Origin of the sequence: Sneathiella sp., assembly GCF_036960985.1 — a bacterium.
In the GTDB taxonomy this organism is placed as follows: Bacteria; Pseudomonadota; Alphaproteobacteria; order Sneathiellales; family Sneathiellaceae; genus Sneathiella.
Map to the genome: position 1 here is coordinate 72,883 of NZ_JBALWD010000006.1, position 25,800 is coordinate 98,682.

23 protein-coding genes and 1 tRNA gene are annotated in these 25,800 nt (G+C 47.6%); 11 read left to right on the forward strand and 13 right to left on the reverse strand.

Translation table 11 applies throughout. From position 1 onward, the window contains the following. Positions 1-12: 12 nt before the first annotated feature. Positions 13-1,134, reverse strand: coding sequence for a sugar ABC transporter substrate-binding protein (locus V7723_RS05050; protein ID WP_335683349.1), 1,122 nt, complete (start codon positions 1,132-1,134; stop codon positions 13-15). A 138-nt stretch (positions 1,135-1,272) separates the two neighbouring features. Here V7723_RS05050 and V7723_RS05055 point away from each other — a divergent pair, with 138 nt between their 5' ends. Further along, positions 1,273-1,941 carry a GntR family transcriptional regulator gene (locus tag V7723_RS05055; protein WP_335683350.1) on the forward strand — a complete coding sequence of 223 codons (669 nt, stop codon included), beginning with the start codon at positions 1,273-1,275 and terminating at the stop codon, positions 1,939-1,941. A 183-nt stretch (positions 1,942-2,124) separates the two neighbouring features. On the opposite strand, the gene V7723_RS05060 is transcribed toward V7723_RS05055, so the two are convergent. Further along, positions 2,125-2,352 carry a hypothetical protein gene (locus tag V7723_RS05060; protein WP_335683351.1) on the reverse strand — a complete coding sequence of 76 codons (228 nt, stop codon included), beginning with the start codon at positions 2,350-2,352 and terminating at the stop codon, positions 2,125-2,127. A 297-nt stretch (positions 2,353-2,649) separates the two neighbouring features. Continuing rightward, positions 2,650-3,081, reverse strand: coding sequence for a MarR family winged helix-turn-helix transcriptional regulator (locus V7723_RS05065; protein ID WP_335683352.1), 432 nt, complete (start codon positions 3,079-3,081; stop codon positions 2,650-2,652). 171 nt (positions 3,082-3,252) lie between these two features. On the opposite strand from V7723_RS05065, the gene V7723_RS05070 reads away from it, so the two are divergent. The 3 genes from V7723_RS05070 (at position 3,253) to V7723_RS05080 (ending at position 6,235) form a co-directional block, all read left to right on the forward strand. Further along, complete coding sequence (locus tag V7723_RS05070; protein ID WP_335683353.1) at positions 3,253-3,852, forward strand: YceI family protein; 600 nt, start codon at positions 3,253-3,255, stop codon at positions 3,850-3,852. Between the two features lie 123 nt (positions 3,853-3,975). Further along, positions 3,976-5,199: a cytochrome b/b6 domain-containing protein gene (locus V7723_RS05075; protein WP_335683354.1), complete on the forward strand. Its 1,224-nt coding sequence runs from the start codon at positions 3,976-3,978 to the stop codon at positions 5,197-5,199. Positions 5,200-5,509: 310 nt separating this feature from the next. Beyond that, the gene (locus V7723_RS05080) at positions 5,510-6,235 is read left to right on the forward strand and encodes an aspartate/glutamate racemase family protein (protein WP_335683355.1); all 726 of its coding nucleotides are present in this window, start codon (positions 5,510-5,512) and stop codon (positions 6,233-6,235) included. A 318-nt stretch (positions 6,236-6,553) separates the two neighbouring features. Here the strand turns inward: V7723_RS05080 and V7723_RS05085 are convergent, their stop codons facing one another. Then, positions 6,554-7,441 (reverse strand): DMT family transporter, encoded by an 888-nt coding sequence (locus V7723_RS05085; protein WP_335683356.1) that lies wholly within the window; start codon positions 7,439-7,441, stop codon positions 6,554-6,556. 92 nt (positions 7,442-7,533) lie between these two features. Between V7723_RS05085 and V7723_RS05090 the strand changes: the two genes are divergently transcribed. Continuing rightward, a complete protein-coding gene (locus tag V7723_RS05090; protein WP_335683357.1) occupies positions 7,534-8,379 on the forward strand; it encodes a LysR substrate-binding domain-containing protein in 846 nt (281 codons plus the stop codon). A 302-nt stretch (positions 8,380-8,681) separates the two neighbouring features. Here the strand turns inward: V7723_RS05090 and V7723_RS05095 are convergent, their stop codons facing one another. The 3 genes from V7723_RS05095 to V7723_RS05105 all read right to left on the reverse strand — a co-directional run bounded on the left by V7723_RS05095 (position 8,682) and on the right by V7723_RS05105 (position 10,559). Then, positions 8,682-9,527 (reverse strand): DMT family transporter, encoded by an 846-nt coding sequence (locus V7723_RS05095; RefSeq protein WP_335683358.1) that lies wholly within the window; start codon positions 9,525-9,527, stop codon positions 8,682-8,684. Between the two features lie 20 nt (positions 9,528-9,547). Next, complete coding sequence (locus V7723_RS05100) at positions 9,548-10,012, reverse strand: RidA family protein (protein WP_335683359.1); 465 nt, start codon at positions 10,010-10,012, stop codon at positions 9,548-9,550. Positions 10,013-10,181: 169 nt separating this feature from the next. Next, positions 10,182-10,559, reverse strand: coding sequence for a YybH family protein (locus V7723_RS05105; protein ID WP_335683360.1), 378 nt, complete (start codon positions 10,557-10,559; stop codon positions 10,182-10,184). 513 nt (positions 10,560-11,072) lie between these two features. Here V7723_RS05105 and V7723_RS05110 point away from each other — a divergent pair. Together V7723_RS05110 and V7723_RS05115 are read left to right on the forward strand one after the other, a co-directional pair. Beyond that, positions 11,073-12,353 (forward strand): adenylate/guanylate cyclase domain-containing protein, encoded by a 1,281-nt coding sequence (locus V7723_RS05110; RefSeq protein ID WP_335683361.1) that lies wholly within the window; start codon positions 11,073-11,075, stop codon positions 12,351-12,353. A 317-nt stretch (positions 12,354-12,670) separates the two neighbouring features. Continuing rightward, positions 12,671-12,982: a hypothetical protein gene (locus V7723_RS05115; RefSeq protein ID WP_335683362.1), complete on the forward strand. Its 312-nt coding sequence runs from the start codon at positions 12,671-12,673 to the stop codon at positions 12,980-12,982. 486 nt (positions 12,983-13,468) lie between these two features. On the opposite strand, the gene V7723_RS05120 is transcribed toward V7723_RS05115, so the two are convergent. The 4 genes from V7723_RS05120 to hemC all read right to left on the reverse strand — a co-directional run bounded on the left by V7723_RS05120 (position 13,469) and on the right by hemC (position 18,029). After that, positions 13,469-13,544: transfer RNA gene (locus V7723_RS05120), tRNA-Thr, on the reverse strand. A 76-nt stretch (positions 13,545-13,620) separates the two neighbouring features. After that, the gene (locus tag V7723_RS05125) at positions 13,621-14,979 is read right to left on the reverse strand and encodes a heme biosynthesis protein HemY (RefSeq protein WP_335683363.1); all 1,359 of its coding nucleotides are present in this window, start codon (positions 14,977-14,979) and stop codon (positions 13,621-13,623) included. 10 nt (positions 14,980-14,989) lie between these two features. Further along, positions 14,990-17,077, reverse strand: coding sequence for a uroporphyrinogen-III synthase (locus V7723_RS05130; RefSeq protein WP_335683364.1), 2,088 nt, complete (start codon positions 17,075-17,077; stop codon positions 14,990-14,992). A gap of 10 nt (positions 17,078-17,087) precedes the next feature. Further along, positions 17,088-18,029, reverse strand: a complete 942-nt coding sequence (hemC, locus tag V7723_RS05135; protein WP_335683365.1) for a hydroxymethylbilane synthase — start codon at positions 18,027-18,029, stop codon at positions 17,088-17,090. Positions 18,030-18,110: 81 nt separating this feature from the next. Here hemC and tsaD point away from each other — a divergent pair, with 81 nt between their 5' ends. The 4 genes from tsaD to V7723_RS05155 all read left to right on the forward strand — a co-directional run bounded on the left by tsaD (position 18,111) and on the right by V7723_RS05155 (position 21,615). Continuing rightward, positions 18,111-19,166: a tRNA (adenosine(37)-N6)-threonylcarbamoyltransferase complex transferase subunit TsaD gene (gene tsaD / locus V7723_RS05140; RefSeq protein ID WP_443024191.1), complete on the forward strand. Its 1,056-nt coding sequence runs from the start codon at positions 18,111-18,113 to the stop codon at positions 19,164-19,166. A 21-nt stretch (positions 19,167-19,187) separates the two neighbouring features. After that, positions 19,188-19,868 carry a ribose-5-phosphate isomerase RpiA gene (gene rpiA, locus V7723_RS05145; RefSeq protein WP_335683367.1) on the forward strand — a complete coding sequence of 227 codons (681 nt, stop codon included), beginning with the start codon at positions 19,188-19,190 and terminating at the stop codon, positions 19,866-19,868. Between the two features lie 20 nt (positions 19,869-19,888). Next, positions 19,889-20,842 (forward strand): NAD(P)-dependent oxidoreductase, encoded by a 954-nt coding sequence (locus tag V7723_RS05150; RefSeq protein ID WP_335683368.1) that lies wholly within the window; start codon positions 19,889-19,891, stop codon positions 20,840-20,842. A 146-nt stretch (positions 20,843-20,988) separates the two neighbouring features. Next, positions 20,989-21,615, forward strand: coding sequence for a hypothetical protein (locus V7723_RS05155; protein WP_335683369.1), 627 nt, complete (start codon positions 20,989-20,991; stop codon positions 21,613-21,615). Positions 21,616-21,617: 2 nt separating this feature from the next. On the opposite strand, the gene V7723_RS05160 is transcribed toward V7723_RS05155, so the two are convergent. Both V7723_RS05160 and V7723_RS05165 read right to left on the reverse strand, forming a co-directional pair. Continuing rightward, entirely contained in the window at positions 21,618-24,593 is a 2,976-nt protein-coding gene (locus V7723_RS05160) for an adenylate/guanylate cyclase domain-containing protein (protein WP_335683370.1), read from the reverse strand. After that, positions 24,586-25,773, reverse strand: a complete 1,188-nt coding sequence (locus V7723_RS05165) for an ABC transporter substrate-binding protein (RefSeq protein ID WP_335683371.1) — start codon at positions 25,771-25,773, stop codon at positions 24,586-24,588. Before V7723_RS05165 ends, V7723_RS05160 begins: the two co-directional genes overlap by 8 nt. Positions 25,774-25,800 lie beyond the last annotated feature (27 nt).

Here is a 25,800-nt window from a genome sequence, read left to right on the forward strand (position 1 = left end):
AGCCATAAATTTTTAAAGGTCAGGTTGGCCAACAAGAGCAGCATTCAATCCAACTTCCGGCAGTTCCGCCGAATAGATTGAAGCAAACCAACCAGGATTGGATACAAGCGAAGGTAAGAAGGCGTTGCAACCCGCTTTCATCTCTTCCCATGAGCCTGTTTCACATAACTTGATGGATTCACTGGTCACGATTGGCAGCGGTAGTGTCGTCAGCTTCGGCACATCTTTACCCTCGAGAATATCGATGGCAAGTTTCAAAGCCAGCGCACCGGAATAGGGTGGAGAGGCATAGGAGATGCGAGGAGCGCCTAACGGTGCATACGGCAAGGAAGCCCCCTCGACCTTAGTCCCTTCAGGGAGCATCTGTATGCGCCCCCCATTAGCTCCTTCACCCGCACACGGGAGGAGATCACTTGATTGAGTGCCAGCCTCAAGCTGCATGGCATTGGCAGTAAAACAGCCCACCTGCATCCAAAGTCCGTCTATGTCGTTCCATTCACGGGTCGCAAGAATTTTAGATAGTTCGGTACGTGCAACTGCCTGACTCCACATGCCGATGGCTTCACCAACAATATTGATACCGGGATGTTTGGCAAAAACGTCCTTAGCAGCTTTTGTACGCGCTGCATCTACCGATGTACCAGGTACACCTGTCATCATCACGATATCGCCTTTACCGTTAAGACTCTTGACAAGCCACTCAGCGGTAACCCTGCCTGCCTCGAGTTGATCAATGGTGACATTGTATGCGCAGGGTTCGGAGATTTCTCCGTCATAGGCAATGATTGTTACACCCTTGGCGCAGGCATTTTTTACTACATTGTTCAGCGCGGTCGGAGAGATTGGATAAACCACAATAGCGTCTGCTCCGGCTTGTACCATGGCATTAATTTGTTGAATTTGACGCTGCGCACTTGGGCCAGCGACCTGCACCTGCAAATTCATTTTCTCGGCAAACTTTGGATGTGATGCGAGTGCCTTGACCATATTGGCCGCTTCAGCTTGCCAGTCATTCCCGATATAACTCATTGACAGATATATATTTTTCTTTTCTTCGGCCTGCACCGCGCCTACAGCAAGTACAGACGTTGCAGCAACAAATGCCGCTATTTTTAATTTCTTTAAAAGAGACATGTTTCCTCCCTAGATCTTCGGTTAAGTATTAAAATGCAGTATATTGATAATTGATATTTGATCAAAAGTCAAAACTCTTTTAATATGATATCAAATGAACTACTCTCTCATATCGGAAAGCGAGGCTGTTGAATGGGCATGAAATCAATTGAATCAATCACTCCGTTAAAACGGAAAACACTGCAAACGGAAGTGTATCGACAATTGTGCAGTCTTATTTTGGAGGGGGGCCTGGCGCCAGGTGAATCCTTCACAATAGCCAGCATAGCCAATGCTCTGCAGGTCAGTCCAATGCCCGTAAGGGAGGCGGTGACCCGTTTGATGGCTGAAAAGGCCCTCACAATCGTATCAGGACGATCCATGGGTGTCCCTGATCTTAACAAGACGTCCTTTGAAGACTTGAAAAACGTTCGGGTAGAAATCGAGTCACTGGCGCTAAAATGGGCTATGCGCAATACATCTCCAAAATTTATTGCAGATCTGGAGGAAAAGCTCATAATCATGATAGCCGCGGAAAAATCTTCTGAAGTGAAAGGGTTTATCCGAGCTAACTACAACTTCCATTTCGCGATATATAATCATGCCAATTCGCCGATCCTTTACAATCTGATCAGCAACCTATGGCTTCGTATAAGCCCCTATCTTCACGTGCTCAGCGAATCTGGCCACTACAAAATTTCAAATGAACAGCACCACAACATATTGGCCGCTGTCAAAATGCATGACGTTGAGAAAGCAACCGCATCTTTGATTGAAGACATTACGAGTGCCTATGACACATTGGTGGCGACACTTATCACTGATTAACAGTTCTGGTGGATTAAGACTGATATCCGCTTCAATATTGAATGATTTGCATTTAAAATGTGATGCAATATTTATTCAGAATTCGATATAGCTGCAATGTTTCTCATGGGTGCTAAACCGAATTTGAAATCTCGGGCCATTACGTCCGCTCATGGCACAAATGAGACTCCGAAGTTACGGGAGTTAAATGTCCGCTATTGACCCAAAGCGGACATTCGTTGCCGCGGCGGCATCAATATCGGTTTTACGTAGGCGAATGAGATCATTAGCTACGGGTTGAATGTTATTCGCGAATTTAAACCAGGCACTCAGGCAGGCGTCCAGCCTTTTGCGAGAGGATTTGATTTTCACTGTAGCAAAAAATTCTTCTTTGATGGCAAAACGGTCATCGGCGCGTTTCACCGGCTCCATCAACAAACCGCCCGTGACTTAAAATGCAGATACACGGATTGGCGGCTAACATCCTAATTTGAAAGCACTCCTTGGGCTTTATACAGACGAAGATTATCGCGATTGTTTTGGGCATCGAATTGCTGCCTGTGAACAGCAAAAAGTAATAGTTTGCGCAGGCGGAACTTCCAATTATGGCACATAGCGGTCATCATCGGTGCTACTGCGTCATGTCTGCTTTTGGGGTTAAAGTGGACGTCGATCGAGGCCTGTCAGAATGACCGTTTCTGACCCAAAGCGGAACAGGGTTTTCGATATTTACTTAATCAGGGAAATCAAAGCAGATGCAATAGTTTCCGGGTTGTGTTGTGGTGAGAGATCGCCAATTTGTTGATGAATGAGGGGTCCATAAACCTTCCACATTTGCTTTCGAACTCGTTGGCCGTCTTCTGTTATCTTCAACACTTTACCTCGACCATCATTCTCAAAAGCGAATTCCTTTACAACCCCTTCACCAATCATACGGCGTAGTTGTCGGGACAAATTTGACTGCTCGAAGATCAATATTCTTTCAAGTTCAAACGGACGTAACCCTGACTCTTGGGCGCGCTCCAGCTCCCATAGAACGTCATACCAGCGTAAATTTGGTAAGCCCTCGCTTTTAAGAACGGTATCAATTATTCGATAAATTTTCGTTTGCGAGAGGTTCAGAGCAACCCACAATTTTGTCTCTTCTTCGGTCGGGTACATGTTTCACTTTTCCGTGATGGTCTGCAGGTTAGCGGTCTTCTATATTGTGTATAGATGTAAATGCATCTATACACAATATTGCTCGATACTCAATGACCTTAATGTATCACTCAGGCGAGCAAAGAACAGTCTGATTATTTAAATAGTTCGAATAGGAAGAGGGAATTTCCGATGAAATATGCCAAGATATCCCGACTTGCCGTGTTGTCACTTTTTCTTGTCTTGCCGAGCATGTCGGCTTTTGCTGCGGAAACATACTATACGGATCAGGGACATACCGAGGTTTTGTTCTCATGGAACCATGCCGGTGTTTCAATTCAAAGCGGCGAATTTACCATGGCGAGTGGAAAACTGAGCCTTGATCCTGACGATGTTGGGCAATCAACGATCGATGTAACAATTGATGCAAATAGCCTTTCTACCGGTTTCGGGCCGCTGGATACGGATCTGAAAAGCAAGAACTTTCTGGACGTTGAAACCTTCCCTGAGATCACCTTTAAAAGTACTAAGGTTACTAAAACCGGAGAAAATACGGCTGACGTGACGGGTGATTTGACAATTCATGGCGTTACCAAACCAGTGACATTGAAAACAACAATGACCCACCGTGGGGATCATCCAGTTGCGGCGGTGATTGATTATTACAAAGGCAAATGGGTCGCCTTTTCCGCAACAACCGAAATTGACCACCAAGCTTTTGGTGTCGGTCCCTTCTCAACCGGGCCTATTACAATCTCAATCGTTACGGAAATGAAAGACCGCGAAAAATAGAGTGGACTAGGGGTTACGGTTACGCCTATTTCGAATAGGCGGCATCTCCTATGGCGCCGATGACAGGGCACCATAGGGCTTCTGCTTTAAAGCCTAAACACTTCGGTTGATTGGACCGCAAGCATGCTTATCAACACTCGAGAACGTTATGGCCTGATTGCGCAACTCTTTCATTGGCTAACTGCTTGCCTCATTCTAATCTTGATCCCGCTTGGCCTTTTCATGGTGCAACTGCCGATTAATTCCACTGAGGAAATCGGGGATAAGTTCTGGTTCTATTCCTTACACAAGACCCTTGGCATAGCGCTCTTCGCCGTTGCGGGTCTGCGGGTAATCTGGGCAATTTTTCAACCGCATCCCGTCCTTCTCAACGGCGAGAGCAAGCTCGAAAGTCTGGCCGCACAAACAATACACTGGACACTTTACGGCTCGATTATCCTTATGCCGCTGACTGGCTGGATACATCACTCTGCTTTAGAAGGTTTTGCTCCAATTTGGTGGCCATTTGCGCAAGATCTGCCCTTTATACCCAAGAGCCTCCTTTTGGCATCTATCTCCGGTACCGCGCACACCTTTACGGCCATCCTGCTCGGCATATCTGTAGTTCTCCATGTTGGAGGAGCCTCAAAACACGCAGTCATTGATCGCGATAGTACATTGGCCCGTATGGTTCCGTGCATGGTCCCTACAATACCCGCCGATCTGCCGAAACCACATTTTCGGTGGCTTACGGTTTTCTTGTCTGGAATTTTGTTTGCGTTTCTTGGTACAGCAATTGGGATAAACACGGTTGTCGATGGATCTGGAAGCGAGCCCAATCAGATCATTACCGAAAATGCCCGCAACTCGGAAAATGGATGGATGGTCAATCATGACAAAAGTACGCTTGCAATTGAAATTGTTCAATCGGGTACTCAGGTAAGCGGCAGTTTCTCCAACTGGAATGCGAAAATCAATTTTGATGCAGAAAACCTCGGTGGTTCATATGTTGTCGTTGATGTAGATATCTCGAGTCTCACGCTTGACGGCATAAGCCAGCAGGCCCTTTCGTCAAATTTTCTCAATGCTGTGTCTTTCCCGCTCTCGAATTTTACATCGGATGAATTCATTGAGAACGAAAAAGGCAATTACGTGGCGCAAGGTCAGCTGACACTGGTCGGCCAAACCAAGCCTCTCTCTCTTCCGTTTAGTCTGAAGATTGAAAATGACCGGGCGTTCGTCCGGGGCCAAACTGTTGTTCAGCGTTTGGAATTTGATATCGGCAAAAAGGGATATTCAGAAGGCGACCAGATTGGCCTCGAGGTTCTCGTCAAAGTTAAAATTGAAGCCGAAAAAATATTCAGATAAGAAGCGGAATAAATGTCTCTTCATAAGAACACTTCCAGCTTTCGAGATAAGACTAGATGTCCACTTCTGGTACTTTTGAGACCAATTCAGGATCGTATGATTCCTTCCGCTTCCGGGCTGTAAGCTGACCTCTTCTTTCTCCAATTGGAGTGACTGCTTTTGACCCATAGCAGAACTCACAATTCTTTTTATATCGACGAATTGCGATGACTAAGTGCTTGAAATCACATTAAACGAGAACCCGTTGCAAGAAGAAACAATTTCGCGATATTGTCTCTCCCAATGCTATGCAATTTATGAAGGAATCATCATGCCAGTCCGTCCCTTGGGTCAGAAAACAATTGGTGTCCTCGGCGGCTGCTCCAACGTGGCTACTGCAGAATATTATCGGTTCCTCAATGCGGGTGTGAATGAGCGGCTTGGCGGTTGGGAGATAGCAGAGACGCTGATAGCTGGAATGAACTTCGGCAATATAGAAGCCTTCGTTCGTCAGGACGATTGGGATGGGCTTGAAGCTTACACGCGCACTAAGATCGAAGGCCTTGTCGCAGGTGGAGCCGAAGTGTTGTTGTGTGTCTCCAACACGCTTCACAAACCCCTTGAGATTCTTATGACGAATATAGCGGTGCCAATGATTCACATCGCAGATCCGACTGGGCAGGCCATGAGCGATGCAGGCCTCAAAAAGGTTGCACTTTTTGGCACGCGTCCCGTGATGCAGATGAGCTACCTTAAGGATCGCTTTCGTGAAAGTTTCGGTGTCGAGACGATTAGTCCGACAGAAGAGGAACAGGACGATATCGACAGGATCATTTTCAACGAACTTGTGAAGAACGTTATGACGAAAGAATCCAAGGCACGCTACTTAGAGATAGCAGAGCGAATGCACCATGAAGAAGGAGCCGAGGGCCTTATCCTTGGCTGCACAGAGATCTTCTTGCTGATCGATCAGCCTGACATGTCACATTTACCTATGTTCAACACTGCTAAATTGCACTGCGAAGCTGCGATCGACTTCGCTTTGAAAGAGACCTAGTCGCAGGTTTATTTCAAGCGGCAGACAACGACTTCATAGCCGAAGCCGCAAAATTGAATATATGGAAACCGTAGCTGGATTACGCATAGCTAGTACGTCGCTTATTGGCACAAAGCAGTCTTCATCGGTGCAACACCGTCATGTCTGTTTCTAGGTTTAGAGCAGACGTTGATTGAGACCTGTCAGAATGACCCCATTGGACCCAAAGCGGTCCTCACCTTCCAGATGGCGGAACGACAACTACGCGGGCAAACTTGCTTTTGAGAATGTGACTAACCCGGCTCAGAAATTGCTCGCCATACCTTTAGATGAACTGCTTTATATTGATTTTCCAATGCTTGGTCTAAAAAATTGCAATTTTTCACCAAGAACTGCGAATGTTATCAGCGCAATCCCTGTTCCCTGTATCCAGTCTGGGCGCACGCCATATACGGCAACATCAAAGATCAAAGCGGTAAGTGGATAAAGGAAAGAAAGAATTGCCAGTCGATTAGTTTCTAGCGATTGCACGGCGCCATACAGCAACACATATAGTAACCCGGTGTGAACCACGCCGATTGTGAGCAAGAGCCCCCAACTGTCACTGTCGACACGCAATCCGGCAACGGCGGCTAACGGCAGCAACGCCAATGCGCCGACCAGAAGTTGCACAAGCGACAAAAGACTGGCCGGAACTTCTGCGAGATGCTTTGTGATTAGCAATGTGGCCGCATAGCAGATCATCGCGGCCATCGTCAGGCCAAGACCCGCAACACTCATCTCTGCACCTTGCCCAGTCCCGCGCGCAACAAAGACAACACCGAGGAAGGCGCATATTGACCACCCAATTGAACGAGCGGTAATTTTCTCGCTAAATATCATAGCCGAAGCAAATAGAAGCACAAAGGGATACACGTGATACACAGTTGTAACCATCGAGATCGAAGCGTGGCTATATGCCATGAAGAACATCACCCAATTGGCCGCCATGGTCAGCCCGCTCAGACCCATCATTAGAATGTTGCGCAAGGTCAACTGGGCAAAGTCGTTCCGGTTCACAAACAGGCAGTAAATCAATAGGGCGAGGCCGCCGATCAGGCATCTATAAAATACCACAGTCAGAGCTGTCTCGCCACTTTCGACCACAAAAATGCCGATACTCCCGGCCAGGGCCATCGCTGAAATCATCTTTAGACTGGGTGCGTTCGCTGTGAAAAACGGTATCATCGTTGTCTCCTTACTGGGCTACACGATAGGCATATTTATAAATCAAATAAAATGATTTTAAATGTATTTTAAAATCTGCTATAGTGATTTTTATGCTACTGGACCTAGATCATTTACGCAGCTTTGTCGCCGCCGCAGACTCGCTTAATTTCTCCGATGCGGGGCGGCGTGTCGGGCGTGTGCAATCGGCCATTAGTGCGCAGATCAAAGCGCTAGAGGAAACAACCGGACAAACTTTGTTTGATCGCGGGCGTGGCAAGCCGATGGTATTAACCCCAGCGGGCGAAAAACTACTGGCGCATGCAAACAAAATGCTTCGACTGAACGCCATGACCCTTAGCGATCTCAGGCAGGATGCTGCGCGTAAGGCATTCAGCGTCGGCACAACCGAAACTTACGCGCTTTCCATTTTGCCTAGAATGTTATCGCAGTTCGCCTCCAGATACCCCGATGTAGATTTAACGGTGATCTGCGGTACTAGCCTTGAGCTCTTGGCGCTTGTCGAAAGACGCGATCTAGATCTTGCGATTGTCACCGATCAGCCAAAATCAGAGGGAAAAGTGCTGATCTACGAAGACGAACTCGTTTGGGTCGCAAGCCCGCGTTTACATGTGGGCACCGAGGAACCATTGCCCTTGGCGTTCATGCCAGCCGGGTGCGAGTTTCGCAGCCGAGCGCTCTCTGCACTCGATAAAGTGGGACGAACTTGGCGGATGACTGTGAACAGCCTCAGCCCCACAGGAGTTCGCGCCGCAATCCGTGCCGATCTTGCGATCTCCGTCATGCCAGCCGCATCGGTGGAGAAAGATTATCAGGTTCTTAGCACGACCGACGGTTTGCCGGCGTTAAAAGGGATACGCATTGTTAGCTATAGACACCCTGAAGCAGCAAACACCCTATCCGATGATTTCATTTCTCTGGCAACGAAGGCTTTTTAACTTTCCACGATAAGCCGGTAGGATTAGGCTCGGAATTGTCGTTCGCTTCAAATTCAGTTAGTGACCGCTTTTAGCGCAAAACAGACTTAACCAACGGCTTCTCTGAATGTCCGCTAATGACTCAAATCGGATATTCGCAGTATCGAAGATTCGTCCGTCATACTTTTCGGCTTTATGAGCAAAAGCGAAAAAGGGGAACCCCAGCCTCGGAAATATCTCGCAAGTTATGGCGTAATTGCGCCAACATGAAGGGGTGCCCTTGCATGTCAGCACCAAATGATTCAGTCCGCCTAGCTTAGCCGTTAGCGGCTGAACTTCAGCAAAACCGTACCGGACAGGGTGACGAAGGCCGAAAACAACCGACGCAGATCGAGGCGTTCTTTGAGGAAAAACACGCCGAAAAGGATGGCGAAGACCATGCTGGTTTCGCGCACAGCGGCAACCATGGCCAAGGGAGCTTGAGTTGCTGCCCAGAGCACAATCCAGTAGGCAAGGAGGGAGACGCCTCCCGACAGAAACCCGGCCTTCCACAATTTTCCGAACTGACTGCGGATCTGTCCCCGTCTCGCAATCAGGGCAATCACAATGATCGGCAGGCCATTGAAAATATTGAGCCAGAGAATATAGCTTGAGGCACTGGTGGAGAGGCGTGCCCCGGTGCCATCGATCATGGTATAACAAGCGATAAACCCGGCGGTGGCCAGGGCCGCCGCAATCGCCTTTGGTTGCCGCACCCCTTCCGCGCCTTTTATCAGCACCATGCTCATAATACCCATGGAAATCAGGAAGACCGCTAGCAAGGCCTGCCCGGACAATGCCTCGCCGATAAAGATAAAGGCCAAAAGTGCTACAATCAGCGGCGCCGTCCCCCTCGAGAGAGGATAGACATGGCTGAGATCTCCATACCGGTAAGAGAGGATCAGAAACAGGAAATATCCGGTATGAATGAATGTCGAGGCGAGTATATGTGGCCAGGCCACGGCCGGAGGAATGTCAACGAATGGCACGAAGGCCAAGGCGATTAGAAAGGTTCCGGCATTGAAAATGGCCATCAAGGAGAGCCGGTCAGCGCTTACTTTGACCAGCGCGTTCCAGATGGCGTGCAAAATAGCGGCCCCCAAAATTGCAAAAAATACGCCTACAGACATGCTTTTCCTCCTACCGGGTCCTAATCCGCAATTTCCACGATCATCTCGATCTCGACGGCGATTTGGCCCGGCAAGGAGCCCATGCCGACGGCGGACCGGGCAGCTTTACCGGCTTTGTCACCGAAAACCTCGACCATCAGGTCAGAATAGCCGTTGATGACCTTTGGATGCTCTTTAAAGTCCGGCACCGCATTGACCATGCCGAGGACCTTGACGATTCTCGTGACCCGGTCGAGATCGCCGATCACCGATTTCATATTGGCCAGCATATTGAGGCCGACAAGACGGGCGGCATCATAGGCTTCTTCGGTGGTCAGGTCCGCCCCAACCTTGCCGGTCACGGCGCCGCCTTCGAGTTTTCTCGGGCCGACACCGGACATAAACAACAAATTGCCGGTAACAACGCCGCCAATATAGTTGCCGATGGGAGAAGGGGCTCTGGGCAGGCTGATATTGAGCTCGACCAATTTTGCATCAATGGACATTTGATAAATCCTTATATTTTGGGGATGGAAAACCTGGAGATGATAGGGAAATTCTATCGGAAAAATGCAGTTTTTCCTAGAAACTCGCTATACAATTAATTGCTGTCATATTTCTTTTGATTCTTACGCATATGACCTTATCCACGACAAAAGAATGATGTAAGGCGCGTTATTCTGGAGCAGGCATGCTGGTATTGATCATGTCGCGATGCAATTGCCATTCTCCACCGGTCTTTTTCCAGACAACCAAGAATTTGCCATGGTCCGCTTGAACGCCACCGTCGGCCATAAGTTCATATGTCCCGACCTCAATGGCGGTGTCTCCCTGTAGATCGACTTCGTTTGTACTGAGCCGTATCTCTTTGATGCCCATATCGAGCACGGCCTGGAAAAACCCTCTAATTTCATCACGGCCTCGAAGAAAATCCGAATTCGAGGCAATGAAGCAAGCGTCCTCTGTGTAAAGAACCATCAGACTATCCAAGTCGGCATTTGCGACGCAAGCACTGAACTTCTGGTTCACTGCAGCTATTTCCGATGCACTCATATCATCCTCCAAATAAGGGTCATTTTGGCTTCACTCGGGGAGCTCAGTGAGGAAACCAACTCAATAGTATAGTACGCCCGTAAAGTGAATTTCCATAATATTTAATAGCATTATTTGTTACAAGGGATAGGCTAAGGTAAGTCCGATTTTTCTCTACCTACTGCTCCATCGTGACAAGTATTGCAGAATAATTTGCCACTTCATAGAAAACGGGCGATGTCTGCTTTTGGCACAAAGCAGGCCCTTTTCGATCGCCGAATTTATGTCTGTATTTTCACGGTAAGCGGAAGTTATTTTTGGGAAATCGGAAAATCCATTTTCAATGTCCGTTATGCGGGGGCAAAGCAGAAGTATTTTCAGGCTATCGAGAACAACAGATGTTGACCCAAAGCGGACATTATTAGTCCTACCATTATGGGTATGAATAGCATAGAAATCCCGAATAAAAATTTGATGCATTAAAGAGAATAGAGGATTCTGTCAGATGATGCTAATCTGATCTTCATGACGCATATGCCTCCTCAATTACCCTTAGAAAAACTCTTGTTGGAGCGTGAACGCCAAGGCGTCCGAACACTTAGCATTGTGCGCGGCATCTTTGTGCTAATTCTGATGGTTTCAGCATGGGTGTTGGGATCAAACTGGTTTGAGAAGGTCACCACAACCGTTATTTGCCTAATACTGTTGGGGCCTATTTTATTTTCTCTGTTCCTTTTGTCACGAAGCAGAGCAGTTGGCTTTATCGGGATAGCAGGATGCCTGCTTGATATCATGGTTTTAGCCATACTCCCCGTCATCTGGTATATTTCTGTTGGCGGAAATGATGTCCCGCCCGCATATATGCTCAAAACACAACTGACCATCATAACGCTATTTGTAATATCGGCTAATACATTGGCCATTCGGCCCCTTTATCCCATGCTGGTCGCTGCTGGTAGTGTTTGTATCCATATTATTTTACTTCTTTATATCCTGAATGACCCCCGCACCGTTGTGTCACCGGATTATGTAGATTCTGTCATGGGACCGGCACTCACGCTGGAATTCGCAATAGGGGGTATACTCGTAGTCATAGCTTTGGGCACCGTCATGACATACCTTGCAACTATTGCACGTCGAATGGTTATTGAAGGCGTCCGTCTGGAAATCAGTAACACTCAATTAGGGCGGTATTTTTCTCCTGGTGTTGTTTCAAGTATATCAAGTGGAACCGGCACCTTGAGTGGTTTAGGTGGGCGTTCGCAGAATGTCGCTGTTATGTTCTGCGATATTCGTGATTTCACAACTATCTCGGAACCATTGTCACTCTCGGAAGTGGTTGGATTTCTATCCGAATATCATACAAAAATGGTAGAGGTTATATTTACGTTTGGCGGCACAATCGATAAATTTATTGGCGATGCGATCATGGTTACTTTTGGCACGCCTGATCCAAAAGATGATGATGCTGAACGCGCCGTTCGTGCGGGCTTGGCAATGAATGCTGCATTGGAAGACTTAAACAAACAGCGTAAACTTCAAGGTTTAGCCGAAATTAAGCATGGAATAGGCATCCACTTCGGTTCTGTTATTGCTGGAAACATAGGTACTGAGGAAAGATTAGAATATACGGTGATTGGTGATACGGTAAACGTTGCAAGCCGCATTCAGGATACCTGCAAATCAGCGGACCAAACGTTACTTATATCTGATGCAGTAAGTGAAAATCTTCCAGATGATATTCAGCGTCAATATTTGCAAGAACAATACGTTAAGGGACGCCAGGCACCTGTAAATCTATACATGATCGCATAATGAATATTTAACTGACATAAACACAAGATCGGCAAAAGATTTTGTTAGAGCCGCAACACTAATACTGACGCCCTTCAATCTAAAGCAGCCAAAAATGTCCGTTACTGGCACTTAACGGACGTATGGAGACACCTTACTGAACTGACCCGAGGCGGCCATTCGTTGCACGGCTGCATAGAAGTGCCATCTGAACGACGGTAGTGCGGACTAACCGGTCTTAGAACCCAATTCTGCAAACGGCCAGTATACCATTCTTAGTGCTTGGGCGCCGATCCGCTGCTAAGGTATCTGCTTGAGAAACTGGACAAGGCGAGCTGATGGCATACCAACTAACCTCAGTTACCGAGGTTCCCGACAGAGCGGCCCTCGAAGATATGCTACTAGAGTATTGCGCAATAATTTTAGAAAAATTCGCTGCAGCGGGTGGCCCGCGCACCTATAAACCCGACGATCTGTTCGCATCATTCTGGCCCAACCTGCACAAATTCTTGCCACCCACAGGCCGCCTGATACTGGTTCATGACGAAAATCAACGTCTAGTGGGTTGTGGTACTTTGCGACAAGCCCGTCCTGATGCGGGCGAATTAAAGCGTCTCTATGTTCGGCCCGAAGCAGCAGGCCATCATTGATGCACGCATAAAGGCCGCACGCAAAATGGGATGGCGCGCACTTTTGGTCAATACGCCCCTCGGAAACCGCGAAATGCTACACCTCTATGAGCGAATGGGTTTCAGGTACATAGACCGCTTTCCAGAGTGTTCGGACCCGGCTGAAGTAGCGGAGTATTTCGTTTATTTGCAACTCGATCTTGATTGAGAGTGGGTGCGGCAAGTCTTCTCTGGACGTTGCAGAAGAGTTGCCGCGCTATATCAGCAATGTTGATCCGGACGGTTTCGTCGATCGATCGTTCCTAAAAGCAGAAGCATTCAGGTTTGTAGATCAATCTTGCAAAGATCCCTTCATTGGGAATGAGTGTATAGAGAGTAGCTATGGGGTTTTGTTGAGTATTCTACCTGACAACAGTGTGTGCAATCAATCCGCACCCTTCGTCAGCCCTTGAATTACCAACAAAATCAAAAATATACGACCGTAAGTACTTCATCTTTTTGGAGGAGTGGTGCCGCTGAGAGGACTCGAACCTCCGACCTATGCATTACGAATGCAGTGCTCTACCAGCTGAGCTACAGCGGCACATCTTGATTTCCGGCAACGTATAATAGCAAGCGCCGCAGAGAGCAAGTCTTTCGTTTAAGCAAAATCTTACTGACTATCCTTGCTCGTTCACAGAAATTTCTTGGACGACTTCGGCCTCGATGACATCTTGCAATTGAGGACCACGATCGGCTGTGCGCCAAGTAAAGCTGTCAAAATGACCGCAAGAAGCACAGTGAGAGTCCCAAATTTCTTCCTGGCGCCCGCACGACTTGCAAATCCAAAGAGGGTCCTGTGGTGCCGCGGCACTTTTCAAGATCCATTCACGCGCCGCAATCGCATCTGCATTTGCTTTTTCTTCAAGTTCTGCGAGTAAATAGTACATACTGGCTGCTGGCGCTTTATCGACCGCCTTCATAAGTTGCTCGCGAGCCGGACCCCAGTCCCGCGACGCAAGCGCGGCTTTCGCTAACATAATGTGCGTTTCTAAGTGGTCCGGATTATTTGCTGCGACAGTTTGCTGCGCCCGACGGAACCAATCCGGTGGTTGCTCCCCAGACTGAATGGTCCGGATTGCTTCGGCAAGATCCCGATGCGGCGCCTTCTTCCAACTGTCCGCGATGAGCTTGCTAAGTTTTCTCGATGATTCCAACTTTGCCGTTAAAGTAACAGACAAAATCGCTGCCGGGACAAAACTAGGGTCGAGATCATGTGAAGCAATGGCCAATGACAAGGCCTCCGCTTCTTTCCCCTGGCTTTTGAGCGCAAGCGCCCGCTCATACGAAATAACAGATTTCGCGCGAACAACAGCAGCGCCCTTCGCCGCCTTACCGCGTGTCATACGGGACAAGGTTCGGTCAGCCATTTCCCAGTTGCAGGTTTCAAGAGCAAGCTCGTAAAGTTCCTTAAGAACCCATGTCGTTCCAGGTTGGAGCTCGTCTGCACGTTTCGCCAGTGATATGGCTTTTTCTGTATCTGCCTCATTTCGTGCACGACTAATTAACCCACGCAAACCCAGGAATTCTGTATCATCGCGTTCAATCATTCGATCGTAATAAATCCGAGCAGCGCGATCATCTTCATTGAGTTCTGCCGCTTGCGCCGCCAGCAACAATGTCATGGGTTCGCCGGAAAGATGTTTCTCTGCCTCGATCGCTTGGCGTCGTGCTTCAACAGCATCGCCGGCTGCAATAGCTACCATACCACTGGAAAGAGCCTCGAGACCCTTCTCGCGCCGACGTGCAGAAAACACAGCCCCAATCCGCCCAGGCCCTCGTTTCATCCATACCCAAAACCGATACAAGAATGCGACGATTACCGCGAAAACAAGAGTAAGGGCTGCAACAACAACAATAGATGTCTCGACAACATAACCACCCCAGGTTAGCTGTACCGTCCCTGGATAATCCGCGAGCCATACGGCCACGAACGCGAGAAGCGCGAGAATCACAAAGAAGAAAATTGAACGTGTCATACTTGCCCCTCTAGTTCGACGATGGTGTCGAAATAGCCTCTGATGTTACTTTTTCAAGCAACCCAGATATTGCATTCTCAACATTCAGCCTTGCTTTCGCTTTTGCCAGCCAGTCTTGTGCGATTTCCGCTGATGGGCCCGTGAGTTTTTCAACTTCTGCAACCGCTTTATCAAGATCATTCGTGAGCAAGTCTTGCTCCGTACGGGCGACGATCGCGTCAACATTCGTTCCGTCGAGGTCATCTACACGACGAAATTTAACAGCCGAGGCAATGCGATGTAAAGTCTGGCCGTACCATGTTTCATCCGAAGGAAGGCGTGCCGACTGACTGATATCACTTGCAATATTGGCAAATTCTTTTTGCAAAGTAGGCATTGTTACCGCACCCTTCGGCGCAATAACGGACAGGAGGTCTAGTTCAGTTTTCAGATCCGATGTGGCAACAGCAGAGACTTGTGCCAAGCCATTTTCAAAGGGTTCATTATTTCTGGTTTCTCGTTGCAATTGACCAAGAGCGAGTAGCATTAAGGTACGCTTGTTTTCAGCCTGAACGCTTGCCTTGTTATCTGCCTCATCTTTAAGAGAGCTTTCAATTGACGACAGCAGCATTGCTTGAGTCTTAGAAGAATCCTGTTCTGTCGCAAGCTCGCTTTGGAGCGCATTCATCCTGGTTTTTAAGTCAAGAAGTTCATTCTTCAAATCGAGTATTTCGGATTGTGTCTCAGGGTTTTCGGTCTGTGCCGTGGGTTCAGCAACTTTCAAGCCTGAAATTTCGCTTTCTTGCTTAGCAAGTCGATTCGTCGCCATTTCTATTTTTTGCACTTGCTCTTCAAGTTGAGCTTGAAGTCCACCAATGCGTTGGTCAGTTGACGCGGATAAGCTTGCAACAGCATTACTGGTCTCAGGTGTCGTCGAAGTTGTAACCGAAGACGTTGCTACCGGCTTAGCTTTTTCAAGAGCATCAATTCGATTAGAAAGTTTTGCGTAATCCGTCTTCAGCGATGCTTGAATATTCGCAAGCTCCCCGGTCGCATCTAAACTATCCGCTCTCCCAAATTGACCAGAAATAATTTCCGCCGTTTGTGTCGGAAGATAAATTTGTACTTTCGGATAAAGAAGCGGCCATGCCGCTAATCCCAGACTAAAGACAAAAATCAACAAAAGTAAAACAATGCTCAATGACGATTTCTTCTTCGTTTCGGGTAAAGCTTTGCTGGCTTGTGCGTCAGATCCAGCGCTTCCTTTTACATCTGTTTCCAAAATTTTCTTAAGGCTTGGATCTTCTGCCGCCGCCGTTGTCTTTTGCGGCGTATCAGGCTTGCCTGATTTTTTATCGGACACTTTCTGCTCCCTTATCTTATCAGGGTTATCTGTTTTCAGGTTGGCCAAATTGACATCTTCTAGCAACATCAAAAGACTATCCTGATTAGGCTCTTTTGCGATCTTAACATCGCTCCAAGAAAAATCGTTTATTTTTTCCGCTACAGCATCACTCAAACAAAAAGCAATGACATGATCCAATGCTGCCTCGAGCCCAGCGGCCTTTATATTGGCTTTAAATATTAGGGCCGTTCTGGGCGAATAAAACAGGGCCGCATCTAAAGCCCCCGAATTAAACATACTAAAAAGGTCTGTATCCAGTTTTTCCGTGACTTTAGTTTCATACAAAACCGCACGATCACATTCAAACCCCGCAACTTTCAACAGCCCTGACAAATCACCAGCAACATCCGTGCCCGCTATATGGACAAGTTTTCCATTCTTCGGTTTGCAATCAGATATCACCTGCTTAGCCAACGAAGGGACATCTCCAGCGGCGCTCACGACATTGTCAAAACCTTCGCCGCGAACAGCCTCCGCAGAAGCGTTTCCAACCGCGAATACCTTGACGTTTCGAAAAGCAGTTGCACGGCCAAGCGCCCGCGCACCATTGGCGCTCGTCACCAATAACGCTTGTACATCCTCCGTCGCAATCTTTGTCCCCGGAAGATTTTCAATTACCATCATCGGCGCCAAGACAACTTCATGCCCCAGATCGCTTAAGGTTGCAGCAAGTCGGCTGGCGTCCGGTTCTGGACGTGTAACTAATATCTTCATATCACCTACTTTACACTGGAAAAGGAAGCATGTCGTCTCCCGCCCGGTTTTTCAATTCTTGACCAATCCGTTCCCCGAGTTCTTGCGCTTGCGCTAGTGGCGCTGTTCCTCTGGCATCTAAGCGAATCACGCCATCAGGACTGAGCAGGCTAGCCCTAAGTTCCAAATCACCAACGGCATTTACTTCCGCATAGCCAGCAATTGGCGTACGACAGGATCCATCGAGAATAGCCAGCATTGCCCGCTCGCACTGAACACGCGAAAAACTTACTGCGTCGTTAATTGGCCATAACAGCGCTTTAACATCTTGGTCGTCCGACCGACGTTCGATACCAATCGCGCCCTGGGCAACTGCCGGGAGCATCTCATCAGGAGTTAGCAAATCTGTTACTACCTTTTCTTTGCCAAGTCGCTTAAGGCCCGCATACGCGAGAAGTGTCGCATCGGCCTCGCCCTCCCGCAATTTTCTTAATCGTGTATCGACCGAACCGCGAAATATGCAAACCTTCAGGTCGGGGCGTCGGTTAAGTATTTGGGCTTGACGCCGTAGGCTCGACGTACCGATCATAGCCCCAACAGGAAGATCCGTCAGACTTATGCCATCGTCTGAAATAAATACATCCCGTGCATCCTCTCGAGGAAGAATACAGTCGATGATAAGACCTGGCGGAAGTTGCGTTTCCATATCTTTCATGGAATGAACCGCAAAATCAATCGCGCCTGTCAGCAAGGCTTCTTCAATTTCCTTTACAAAGAGTCCTTTACCACCAACTTCGCTTAACGCTCGATCCTGAATACGATCACCCGTAGTTTTAATGGCAACGATTTCGAGGTTTTTCGGCGTCAAAATATCGGGGTGAGCTTTTAACAGACGTGTACGTGTTTCATCAGCTTGGGCAAGAGCCAAAGGGCTTCCCCTCGTCCCGATCTTGTATTTTTTAACAATCGTCATGTTGCGGGATTATCCATCAAGTGTTAGAGCCATTATCAATCTGCACCGGTTTGTAATAGAAAACAAATGTCAAAGAAACAAATAGTAGTCTTGGGACTAGAAAGTAGTTGTGATGAGACCGCCGCCTCGGTGGTGACAGAGGACCGTGTTATTTTGTCAAATGTGGTTTTATCGCAAACTGAAGCCCATGCACCCTTTGGCGGCGTCGTGCCAGAAATAGCGGCAAGGGCTCATATTGTACAGATGGACCGCCTTGTTGCCCAAGCAATGTCCGAAGCGAAAATCGATTATCCTGATCTTTCTGCAGTCGCGGCGACGGCAGGACCTGGATTAATCGGTGGTGTTCTAGTTGGATTGATGACTGCAAAAGCCATAGCTGCCGTGGCCGACATTCCGCTGATCGGCATCAATCATTTGGAAGGCCATGCTTTGACCGCTCGCCTGACCGACAAAATTGCCTTTCCTTATTTGCTCTTATTGGTTTCTGGCGGGCACTCACAATTACTGGTTGTCGAAGCAGTCGGAAAATACCGCCGGCTTGGTACGACAATAGATGACGCCGTTGGTGAAGCTTTTGATAAAACCGCAAAAATGCTGGAGCTTGGATTTCCGGGCGGCCCCGCCGTTGAACGATCAGCTTTACAAGGGGACCCAAGAAAATATGCGTTACCGCGGCCAATGAAAGGCCGAGAGGGCTGCAATTTTTCTTTTTCCGGCCTCAAGACAGCTGTCCGTCAACTTCGTGAAAAAATAGGGATCGAGGCAACGTCACAGGATATATCTAATCTCGCCGCCAGTTTTCAGCAAGCTGCGATCGATAGTCTGATGGACAGGACACAAAACGCGGTAGATATCTTTAAAGATGAATATCCTAACGGAGACACTCTTGTTGTTGCAGGAGGTGTCGCGGCTAATCAATATCTGAAATCCGAACTAACCAACCTTACCCAGATGCGCAATATAAAACTTGCTGTTCCGCCGCCTGTCCTTTGCACGGACAATGGCGCAATGATTGCCTGGGCAGGTATCGAAAAATACAAACTCGGGCAATCTGACTCTTTGGCGCTCGCGGCGCGGGCCCGTTGGCCACTTGATCCGGACGCCGAACCCGCCCCTTACGCCGGCTACAAGGCCTGACAAGAACGAGGAAACATGATCATGACAGAAGACGAACAGAAACGAATGGCGGCTGAAGCCGCTGTGACCTATGTCGAAGACGGTATGGTTCTCGGTCTTGGAACGGGTTCATGCGCGGCAAAAATGGTCGATTTATTAGGGATACGTGTGCAAGCCGGGCTCAAGGTAATCGGCGTGCCGACGTCAGATGCCACCGCAAAACAAGCTGCTGAGCTTGGCATAGAGATCGCGAGTTTAGATCAAGTAAAGATCATCGACCTGACAATAGACGGTACAGATGAAGTCGATCCGCAGCGTCGCCTCATAAAAGGTGGTGGAGGTGCTCATTTGCGTGAAAAAATAGTGGCGTCTCTGTCAGACCGGATGATTGTCATCGCAGAGGCCAAAAAACGCGTGAGCCAGCTCGGTGCCTTCAAATTGCCGGTAGAAGTTGTCCGGTTTTCTGCACCGGCCCTTATGCCAAAAATGCAAGCATTAGGCAGCACGCCGTCTCTCAGACAAGATGGCGGCGGCGCTCTGTTCATAACGGATGAAGGAAACTACATCATAGATTGTAATTTTGGCATTATCACAGATCCAGAAAGCCTCGCTCTCACCCTCAGCACGATGCCTGGCGTGGTTGAGCATGGACTTTTTATAGATTACGCGGACACAATCATTATCGGAACGGATAATGGGGTCGAAATTATCGGTGCAACATAAGAAAATAGGGAGTTTTTCGAATGGAAATTGGCTTCATCGGGCTGGGAAACGTGGGCGGTAAGCTTGCAGGGTGTTTGCAACGGAATGGTTTCAGCTTAACCGTACGTGATCTGAATAAAATTTCGGCCGCGCCTTTCTTGGAGGCGGGTGCAAAATGGGCAGACAGCCCGAAAGATATGGCAGAAGCTTGCGATGTCGTTATTACCTGTCTTCCGAGTCCCGCCGCAAGTGCCGCCGTTATGGAGGCCGACGACGGTATTCTCGCCGGCCTGACGGAAGGAAAAATCTGGGCGGAAATGAGTACAACCGATGAGGAAGAAATTCAAAGATTGGGTGCGCTTGTAAAAGCCCGCGGCGCGTCTCCGGTCGATTGTCCGGTATCCGGAGGATGCCATCGTGCGGCGACAGGAAACATTTCCATTTTTGCAGGGTGTGATCGACCGGTATTCGAGAAAATGCTACCCCTGCTCACGACCATGGGCCGGCGGGTGCTCCATACCGGCGACTTGGGATCTGCGTCGGTGCTGAAAGTCGTCACAAACTATCTATGTACTGTACATTTAGTGGCTCTGGGCGAAGCGTTGATGACGTCAAAAATGGCCGGGATGGATCTCGCGACAGCGTACGAAGCCATTCGTATCTCATCCGGCAATTCCTTCGTGCATGAAACGGAAAGTCAAGTCATCCTGAATGGTAGTCGCGATATTAATTTCACCATGGACTTGGTTGTTAAGGATGTCAGTCTTTTTCAATCCGTTGCCGATAAGCATAAAGTTCCCTTGGAAATCTCCCCGTTAATTCTCGATATTTTTAAAGACGGCGAAAAACGGTATGGTCCTCGTGAATGGTCGCCAAACATAGTTGCGCGGCTTGAAGACGCTTGCGGTGAAAAATTGCTGGCTTCCGGATTCCCAGCAGAAATGTTGGATGATGAACCAGAGGAAACAGGCTACGAAGTCATCGTAAAACGCTAGGCTCTACCATTTTTGCTCTTTGTTTGAGCTTGCCCCAACTGGACAGGGTAGATACGATGGTTTCTTATCTTGTCTGGGGGGAAAGACATGAGAAAAATACCTAAATCTCGCACGTCTATTGCTGCTCTAAGGTGAAATACAAGCGATTGATCATTTTGATCTTACTCTATGCTGCTTTACTTTGGGGTGGGATCATCGCAGGTGATTGGCTGCCAGAGCTTATCAATCCAAACTCAGGATCGACTGACGGGCCCGCAAAACAAATGATGGTCGCAATGACGGCGCTACTTTTTGTCATTGTGTCAGCAATACCCTTTATTCCAGGTGCCGAAATTGGACTGGGTCTCTTGATGGTCATGGGAGCGCAGGTTCTCTTCTTAGTATATTTCTGCATGGTACTTGCGTTGAACATCTCGTATTTATTCGGACGCTTCGTGCCGGCGCGCGCAACAATTGCGACATTTAGCTTTTTTGGACTAAAGAAAGCCAGCGAGTTGGCCAAACAAATAGCGCCACTGTCCAAAGAGGAGCGGCTGACTTTTCTGACAAATAAAGCCCCGCGGTTTATAATCCCTTTTTTGTTGAAGCACAGATATCTCGCCCTTGTCGTCGTCCTGAATATACCTGGTAATACACTGATCGGTGGAGGCGGTGGCATCGCATTTATTGCAGGATTAAGCGGGATATACTCCTTCCCAGCTTACATTTTAACAATCTTGATCGCGGTTGCTCCGGTGCCATTGGTTTTTTACCTTTCTAGCAGCGCTTTCTGAATTTAATCTTTGTTGGATCCATCCCCTTTGCCTTCATCTTCTTCAGCAATTTGAGATAATACCTTCTGAAGAAGTGCTTCTGTTTTTCGGCGCCCTGCTATAGACATCTCCTTGAGATTGATATCGAGTTTCAGGTTTTGGAACTCTTCGTGAATGGCGTCAACAGACTGCAAAATTTCATCCCGTTCACTCAATATCTCATATGTCGCAACCGGGAATTTTATGCCCTTAACGGTTATCTGGTTTTTATTGCCACAGAGGATTTCTCCCTTGATGTTTGCGTAGGTTTCATGAGAAATTCTGATTTCACCTGTTGAGGCTGTTGATTCCAACCGGGACGCTAAATTCACCCCATTTCCAATCGCCGTGTAATCCATTCGCTCAGAGCTACCAAAATTCCCCACTGTGCAATAGCCAGTATTGATTCCTATACGGCTTTGTAGAGGTTTTTCTATACCAATCTCGAACCACTCTTCATTCAGCTCTTGTAAGCGCTTTTTCATAACAAGAGCCATTTTTGCGCAGGCAATGGCATCTTCCTTAACGCCTTTACTTTCCGGGTCGCCGAAGAAAATGACAATCGCATCGCCAACAAATTTATCAATCGTTGCGCCATGTGCCAGTGCTATCTCAGACATTTCCGTCAAATACTGATTGAGAATTCGCGTAAGATCTTCGGCTTCAAGACGTTCGGTGATCTCCGTAAATCCAACAATGTCTGAAAAAAATACTGTGAGCTTCTTACGGCGACTGGTGATATCGCCGCTATTGGTGCCTTCGAAAATTGACGCATAAACCTGCGGAGACAGATATTTCGCAAGCTGGTTCGACAACCGTTCCAAAGCGGTGGATTGTTCAGCAATTGCCTCTTCCTGACGCTTGATCTTGGTAATGTCGGAATACACAGCAACCGTACTACCATCTTCCGCCTTGCGTTCATTGATCAAAATCCAGCGCCCATTGACTCGTCGCTGAACATATGAACTTGATGTTTTGCGATGATTATGGAGGCTTTCCGTGATCCATTCTTCCTGCCGCCCTACAGCATCTTCAATAAAATCATGGGCCGCTGCCTCGCGCATGATCGTTTCAAAAGTCTTGCCATACTGCAAGTCAACGGATTGATCTGGAAAAAACTGACTGCAATACACGCTGTTACAGACAACCAGGCGATCATTTGCATCATACAAGGAAAAACCTTCCGAAATGTTCTCGATGGCGTTTACCAATCGCCGTCGGGTGACTTCCAGTTCACGATGATTAGATTCTTGATTTTCCACCGCCGTATCCCTGAAGACGGCCAAGGCATTCGCCATGGATCCAAGTTCGTCATTTCTATCTCGAGAAGGAATCTCAATTGCCGTGTCGCCACTCGCTAACTTTGTCATAGTTTCCGTTATATTTTCCAACGGCCGAATTATTCTTGGCCGAATATAAAAAATCATCACAAACAAAGCGGTTAATACACTGGCCAATGCCACAAGTATGAGAAATGTTTTTCCAGACTGGACAACCTTGCCAGAGTGTATTTCAGCTACAACACTTCTATCCTTTGCCGTCGAAACTAGACCGGCGACTTCTTTATATAACGCCAGTGATATGGCTCTACTTACTCTCAGTGATTCCGCGGCACGTGTAGAAAATTCCAATTCACTTCGACGCGTCTCAAAGAGATTGTTATCTGCCGTCCCAATATCCAACAATCGGACGGTACTTGCAGCAAGATTATTATCCCGCAATATCGCGGAAATTTGCTCAAGCATATCGGCGATCCGTTTCGATGATGCTTCAAATCTTTCCTGAAAAGGGCCGATCAATGCCACATTGGATACATTTGCCGCTTCGCTCAAAATGCCTGCAACGAGATTTCCTTCGGCGCGAAGGGAGAGCAGCAATTGTAAGGTGTTGGCGCCGACATCAATCAATTGATTAATCGCAGCCGATGATGTTGTTGCTTCCTTCTGCGCTGCAACATCCAAATTCTGCAACTTGGATATCATCAATCGTGAAAATACTTGCTGAAAGTTCGCATAAGCTGCTTGCAAATAATTGTATTGCTCAATCAATTGAGTAGAAAAAACGGTTCCATCCGTACCTTGCTGGCGAAAAGAATTTCGCTTTATCGAGAAGATTTTGTTTTCGCTTCGCCCGATATCCAGAACAGACTGGCCAAGTACAACATATGCTTGGCTACTTTCGTCCAGTTGAAATTTCTCGCCTAGGCTTTCAACTACTTTTTGAAGCTGGTCAAATTCGCTTTCCAAGACTCCCAAACGCTTCGGGTCTTGCAAAAATATTATCTCCGCGAGCAGGTCTTCGGCAGTATCAATACTAATCCGAAACGCAAGAATAGCGTCAACTGATTCCATAGAATCACCTATTAGTGCACGAAGGTTGTCGCCGCTTTTAGCTGAGATTTCTTCACCATCCAGAACAAATTCGAATACGGCATCATCTATAAGTGGCTCCATCGTCAGCAGAAAAAACTGATGAATTCGCGCAAGTTCCGCCGTACTATCTTCTGTTTCAGTTTTTTTGGTTAAGCGCAAAACAACGTCATTTTTCAAATTTGAAAGGCTGTTCGATAATTCGTTTTCTACTTTGCCCAGTTTTTCCCACTTTTCCACATCACTCGTTTTAATCGGCGAGTTTTCTATGGCTAATCTCAATTTCGCGATGCGCTGATCAAGGATTTCAATTGTTTTACGGTGATCCTCCAAGCTAGTGTTGACCATTAAATCTGGTGCAGACGAAGAAATTTCGGCCGCATATTCAGCCAATTTTAAAGCGGATTCCATTTCCGGCAGGCTTTGTTTCGTGATTTGGTCCGTGGATAATGAAACATGGACGAAAGAATACCACGCTATTATACCGGCGATCACACTCATCGAGGCTAGCAAGCCCAACGCCAAGAACAGCTTACCATTGATTTTCAGTTCAAATTTACGCCGGTCGCTATGTGTATTATCTTCAGTCATTAGGAAGTTCTTCTATCGCATTATATTTTCCATCCGGAAGTATTTCTGTCAAAAATACTCCCTCCATACCTTGATTGTCGTCAGGCCCAAATGCGAGCTTGATGCCGCCCAAATCAAATTGTACTTCCCGATCTATTTGATCAATAAACCCTGATCGGGTTGGCTCGTTTCCCAGCCTCTGCAAAATTGCGATAACTAGTTTCCCTGCTATGTATCCCTCCAATGAGACGAAACCAGGTTCCGAAGACGAGTTCAAGCTAAGCAATGATTTTCTGTAATCTACAACCAGTGGAATACTGTTGTCTTCTGGAAACGGTACGACCTGAGTTACATAGACCTTCTCACCTTTCCCATCCAATTCGTTCGCCAAAGCTTTACTGCCAACAAAGGATATATTCATAAAAACAACATCGAATTTCAAACGACGGGCTAGTTTTATGAATTCGGCACTTGCTTTATAAGTTCCAATCATAGCGATCGCTTGCGGATCTCCGGCACGGATTGAAAGCAAGGCCCGCTTAACCGCCGTCGTATTACGTAAATATTTTCCTTCAGAAACAGCTTTCAAGTTTCTTTTTTCAAGCGCCTTCGTGACACCGGCAAGGCCTGCTCGGCCAAAGGAATCGTCCTGATAAAAGACGGCGACACGTTTTATCCCCAAGTCCTCAGTAAGATGCTCGATCCAGGATTCCGTTTCTTGTTCGTAGGAAGCACGCACATTCACGACATTTCGCAATGCAGGATCTCGTAAAAACGACGCGCCTGTAAACGGCGCGATGAAAGGAATATTATCGCGGGTAGCAATTGGCTGAACCGCTTTTGCCGTTGGCGTGCCGACCCCGCCAATCAATGCAAAAACCTTGTCGACCGTCAAAAGGCGATTGACGTTTTCAATTGCTTTTCCTGGATTATAGCCGTCATCGTAGGATTTTAGCTCTAGGCGCCTCCCATGAACGCCGCCCACCTTATTCACCTCATGGAAAGCCGCCAAAATACCATCGCGCATGCCCTGTCCAAGCGCGGATGCAGGTCCTTCAAAAGCCGCCGATTGGCCAAATAGAATTTCCGCGTCATTCACACCGGTTTCCGCATAAGCAAGTCGCGCAAATTCCAGTGACGCAGTTAGACAAAAAGCTGCAAGTAAAATTGAGCGGGCGCTTCCGCCAAGATTTTTTATCAAAACCGTTTAAGTATCCCTCAAAGATAG

Bases quoted from the DNA above. Each gene is read 5' to 3' on its own strand.
- V7723_RS05060 (WP_335683351.1), bottom strand. From the start codon at position 2,352: ATGGAGCCGGTGAAACGCGCCGATGACCGTTTTGCCATCAAAGAAGAA.
- V7723_RS05075 (WP_335683354.1), top strand. From the start codon at position 3,976: ATGCTTATCAACACTCGAGAACGTTATGGCCTGATTGCGCAACTCTTT.
- V7723_RS05055 (WP_335683350.1), top strand. From the start codon at position 1,273: ATGAAATCAATTGAATCAATCACTCCGTTAAAACGGAAAACACTGCAA.
- V7723_RS05115 (WP_335683362.1), top strand. From the start codon at position 12,671: ATGGCATACCAACTAACCTCAGTTACCGAGGTTCCCGACAGAGCGGCC.
- V7723_RS05150 (WP_335683368.1), top strand. From the start codon at position 19,889: ATGGAAATTGGCTTCATCGGGCTGGGAAACGTGGGCGGTAAGCTTGCA.
- V7723_RS05130 (WP_335683364.1), bottom strand. From the start codon at position 17,077: ATGAAGATATTAGTTACACGTCCAGAACCGGACGCCAGCCGACTTGCT.
- V7723_RS05050 (WP_335683349.1), bottom strand. From the start codon at position 1,134: ATGTCTCTTTTAAAGAAATTAAAAATAGCGGCATTTGTTGCTGCAACG.
- V7723_RS05095 (WP_335683358.1), bottom strand. From the start codon at position 9,527: ATGTCTGTAGGCGTATTTTTTGCAATTTTGGGGGCCGCTATTTTGCAC.
- V7723_RS05080 (WP_335683355.1), top strand. From the start codon at position 5,510: ATGCCAGTCCGTCCCTTGGGTCAGAAAACAATTGGTGTCCTCGGCGGC.
- V7723_RS05125 (WP_335683363.1), bottom strand. From the start codon at position 14,979: ATGACACGTTCAATTTTCTTCTTTGTGATTCTCGCGCTTCTCGCGTTC.
- V7723_RS05100 (WP_335683359.1), bottom strand. From the start codon at position 10,012: ATGTCCATTGATGCAAAATTGGTCGAGCTCAATATCAGCCTGCCCAGA.
- V7723_RS05160 (WP_335683370.1), bottom strand. From the start codon at position 24,593: ATGACTGAAGATAATACACATAGCGACCGGCGTAAATTTGAACTGAAA.
- V7723_RS05090 (WP_335683357.1), top strand. From the start codon at position 7,534: ATGCTACTGGACCTAGATCATTTACGCAGCTTTGTCGCCGCCGCAGAC.
- rpiA (WP_335683367.1), top strand. From the start codon at position 19,188: ATGACAGAAGACGAACAGAAACGAATGGCGGCTGAAGCCGCTGTGACC.
- V7723_RS05065 (WP_335683352.1), bottom strand. From the start codon at position 3,081: ATGTACCCGACCGAAGAAGAGACAAAATTGTGGGTTGCTCTGAACCTC.
- V7723_RS05085 (WP_335683356.1), bottom strand. From the start codon at position 7,441: ATGATACCGTTTTTCACAGCGAACGCACCCAGTCTAAAGATGATTTCA.
- V7723_RS05105 (WP_335683360.1), bottom strand. From the start codon at position 10,559: ATGAGTGCATCGGAAATAGCTGCAGTGAACCAGAAGTTCAGTGCTTGC.
- V7723_RS05070 (WP_335683353.1), top strand. From the start codon at position 3,253: ATGAAATATGCCAAGATATCCCGACTTGCCGTGTTGTCACTTTTTCTT.
- V7723_RS05110 (WP_335683361.1), top strand. From the start codon at position 11,073: ATGCCTCCTCAATTACCCTTAGAAAAACTCTTGTTGGAGCGTGAACGC.
- hemC (WP_335683365.1), bottom strand. From the start codon at position 18,029: ATGACGATTGTTAAAAAATACAAGATCGGGACGAGGGGAAGCCCTTTG.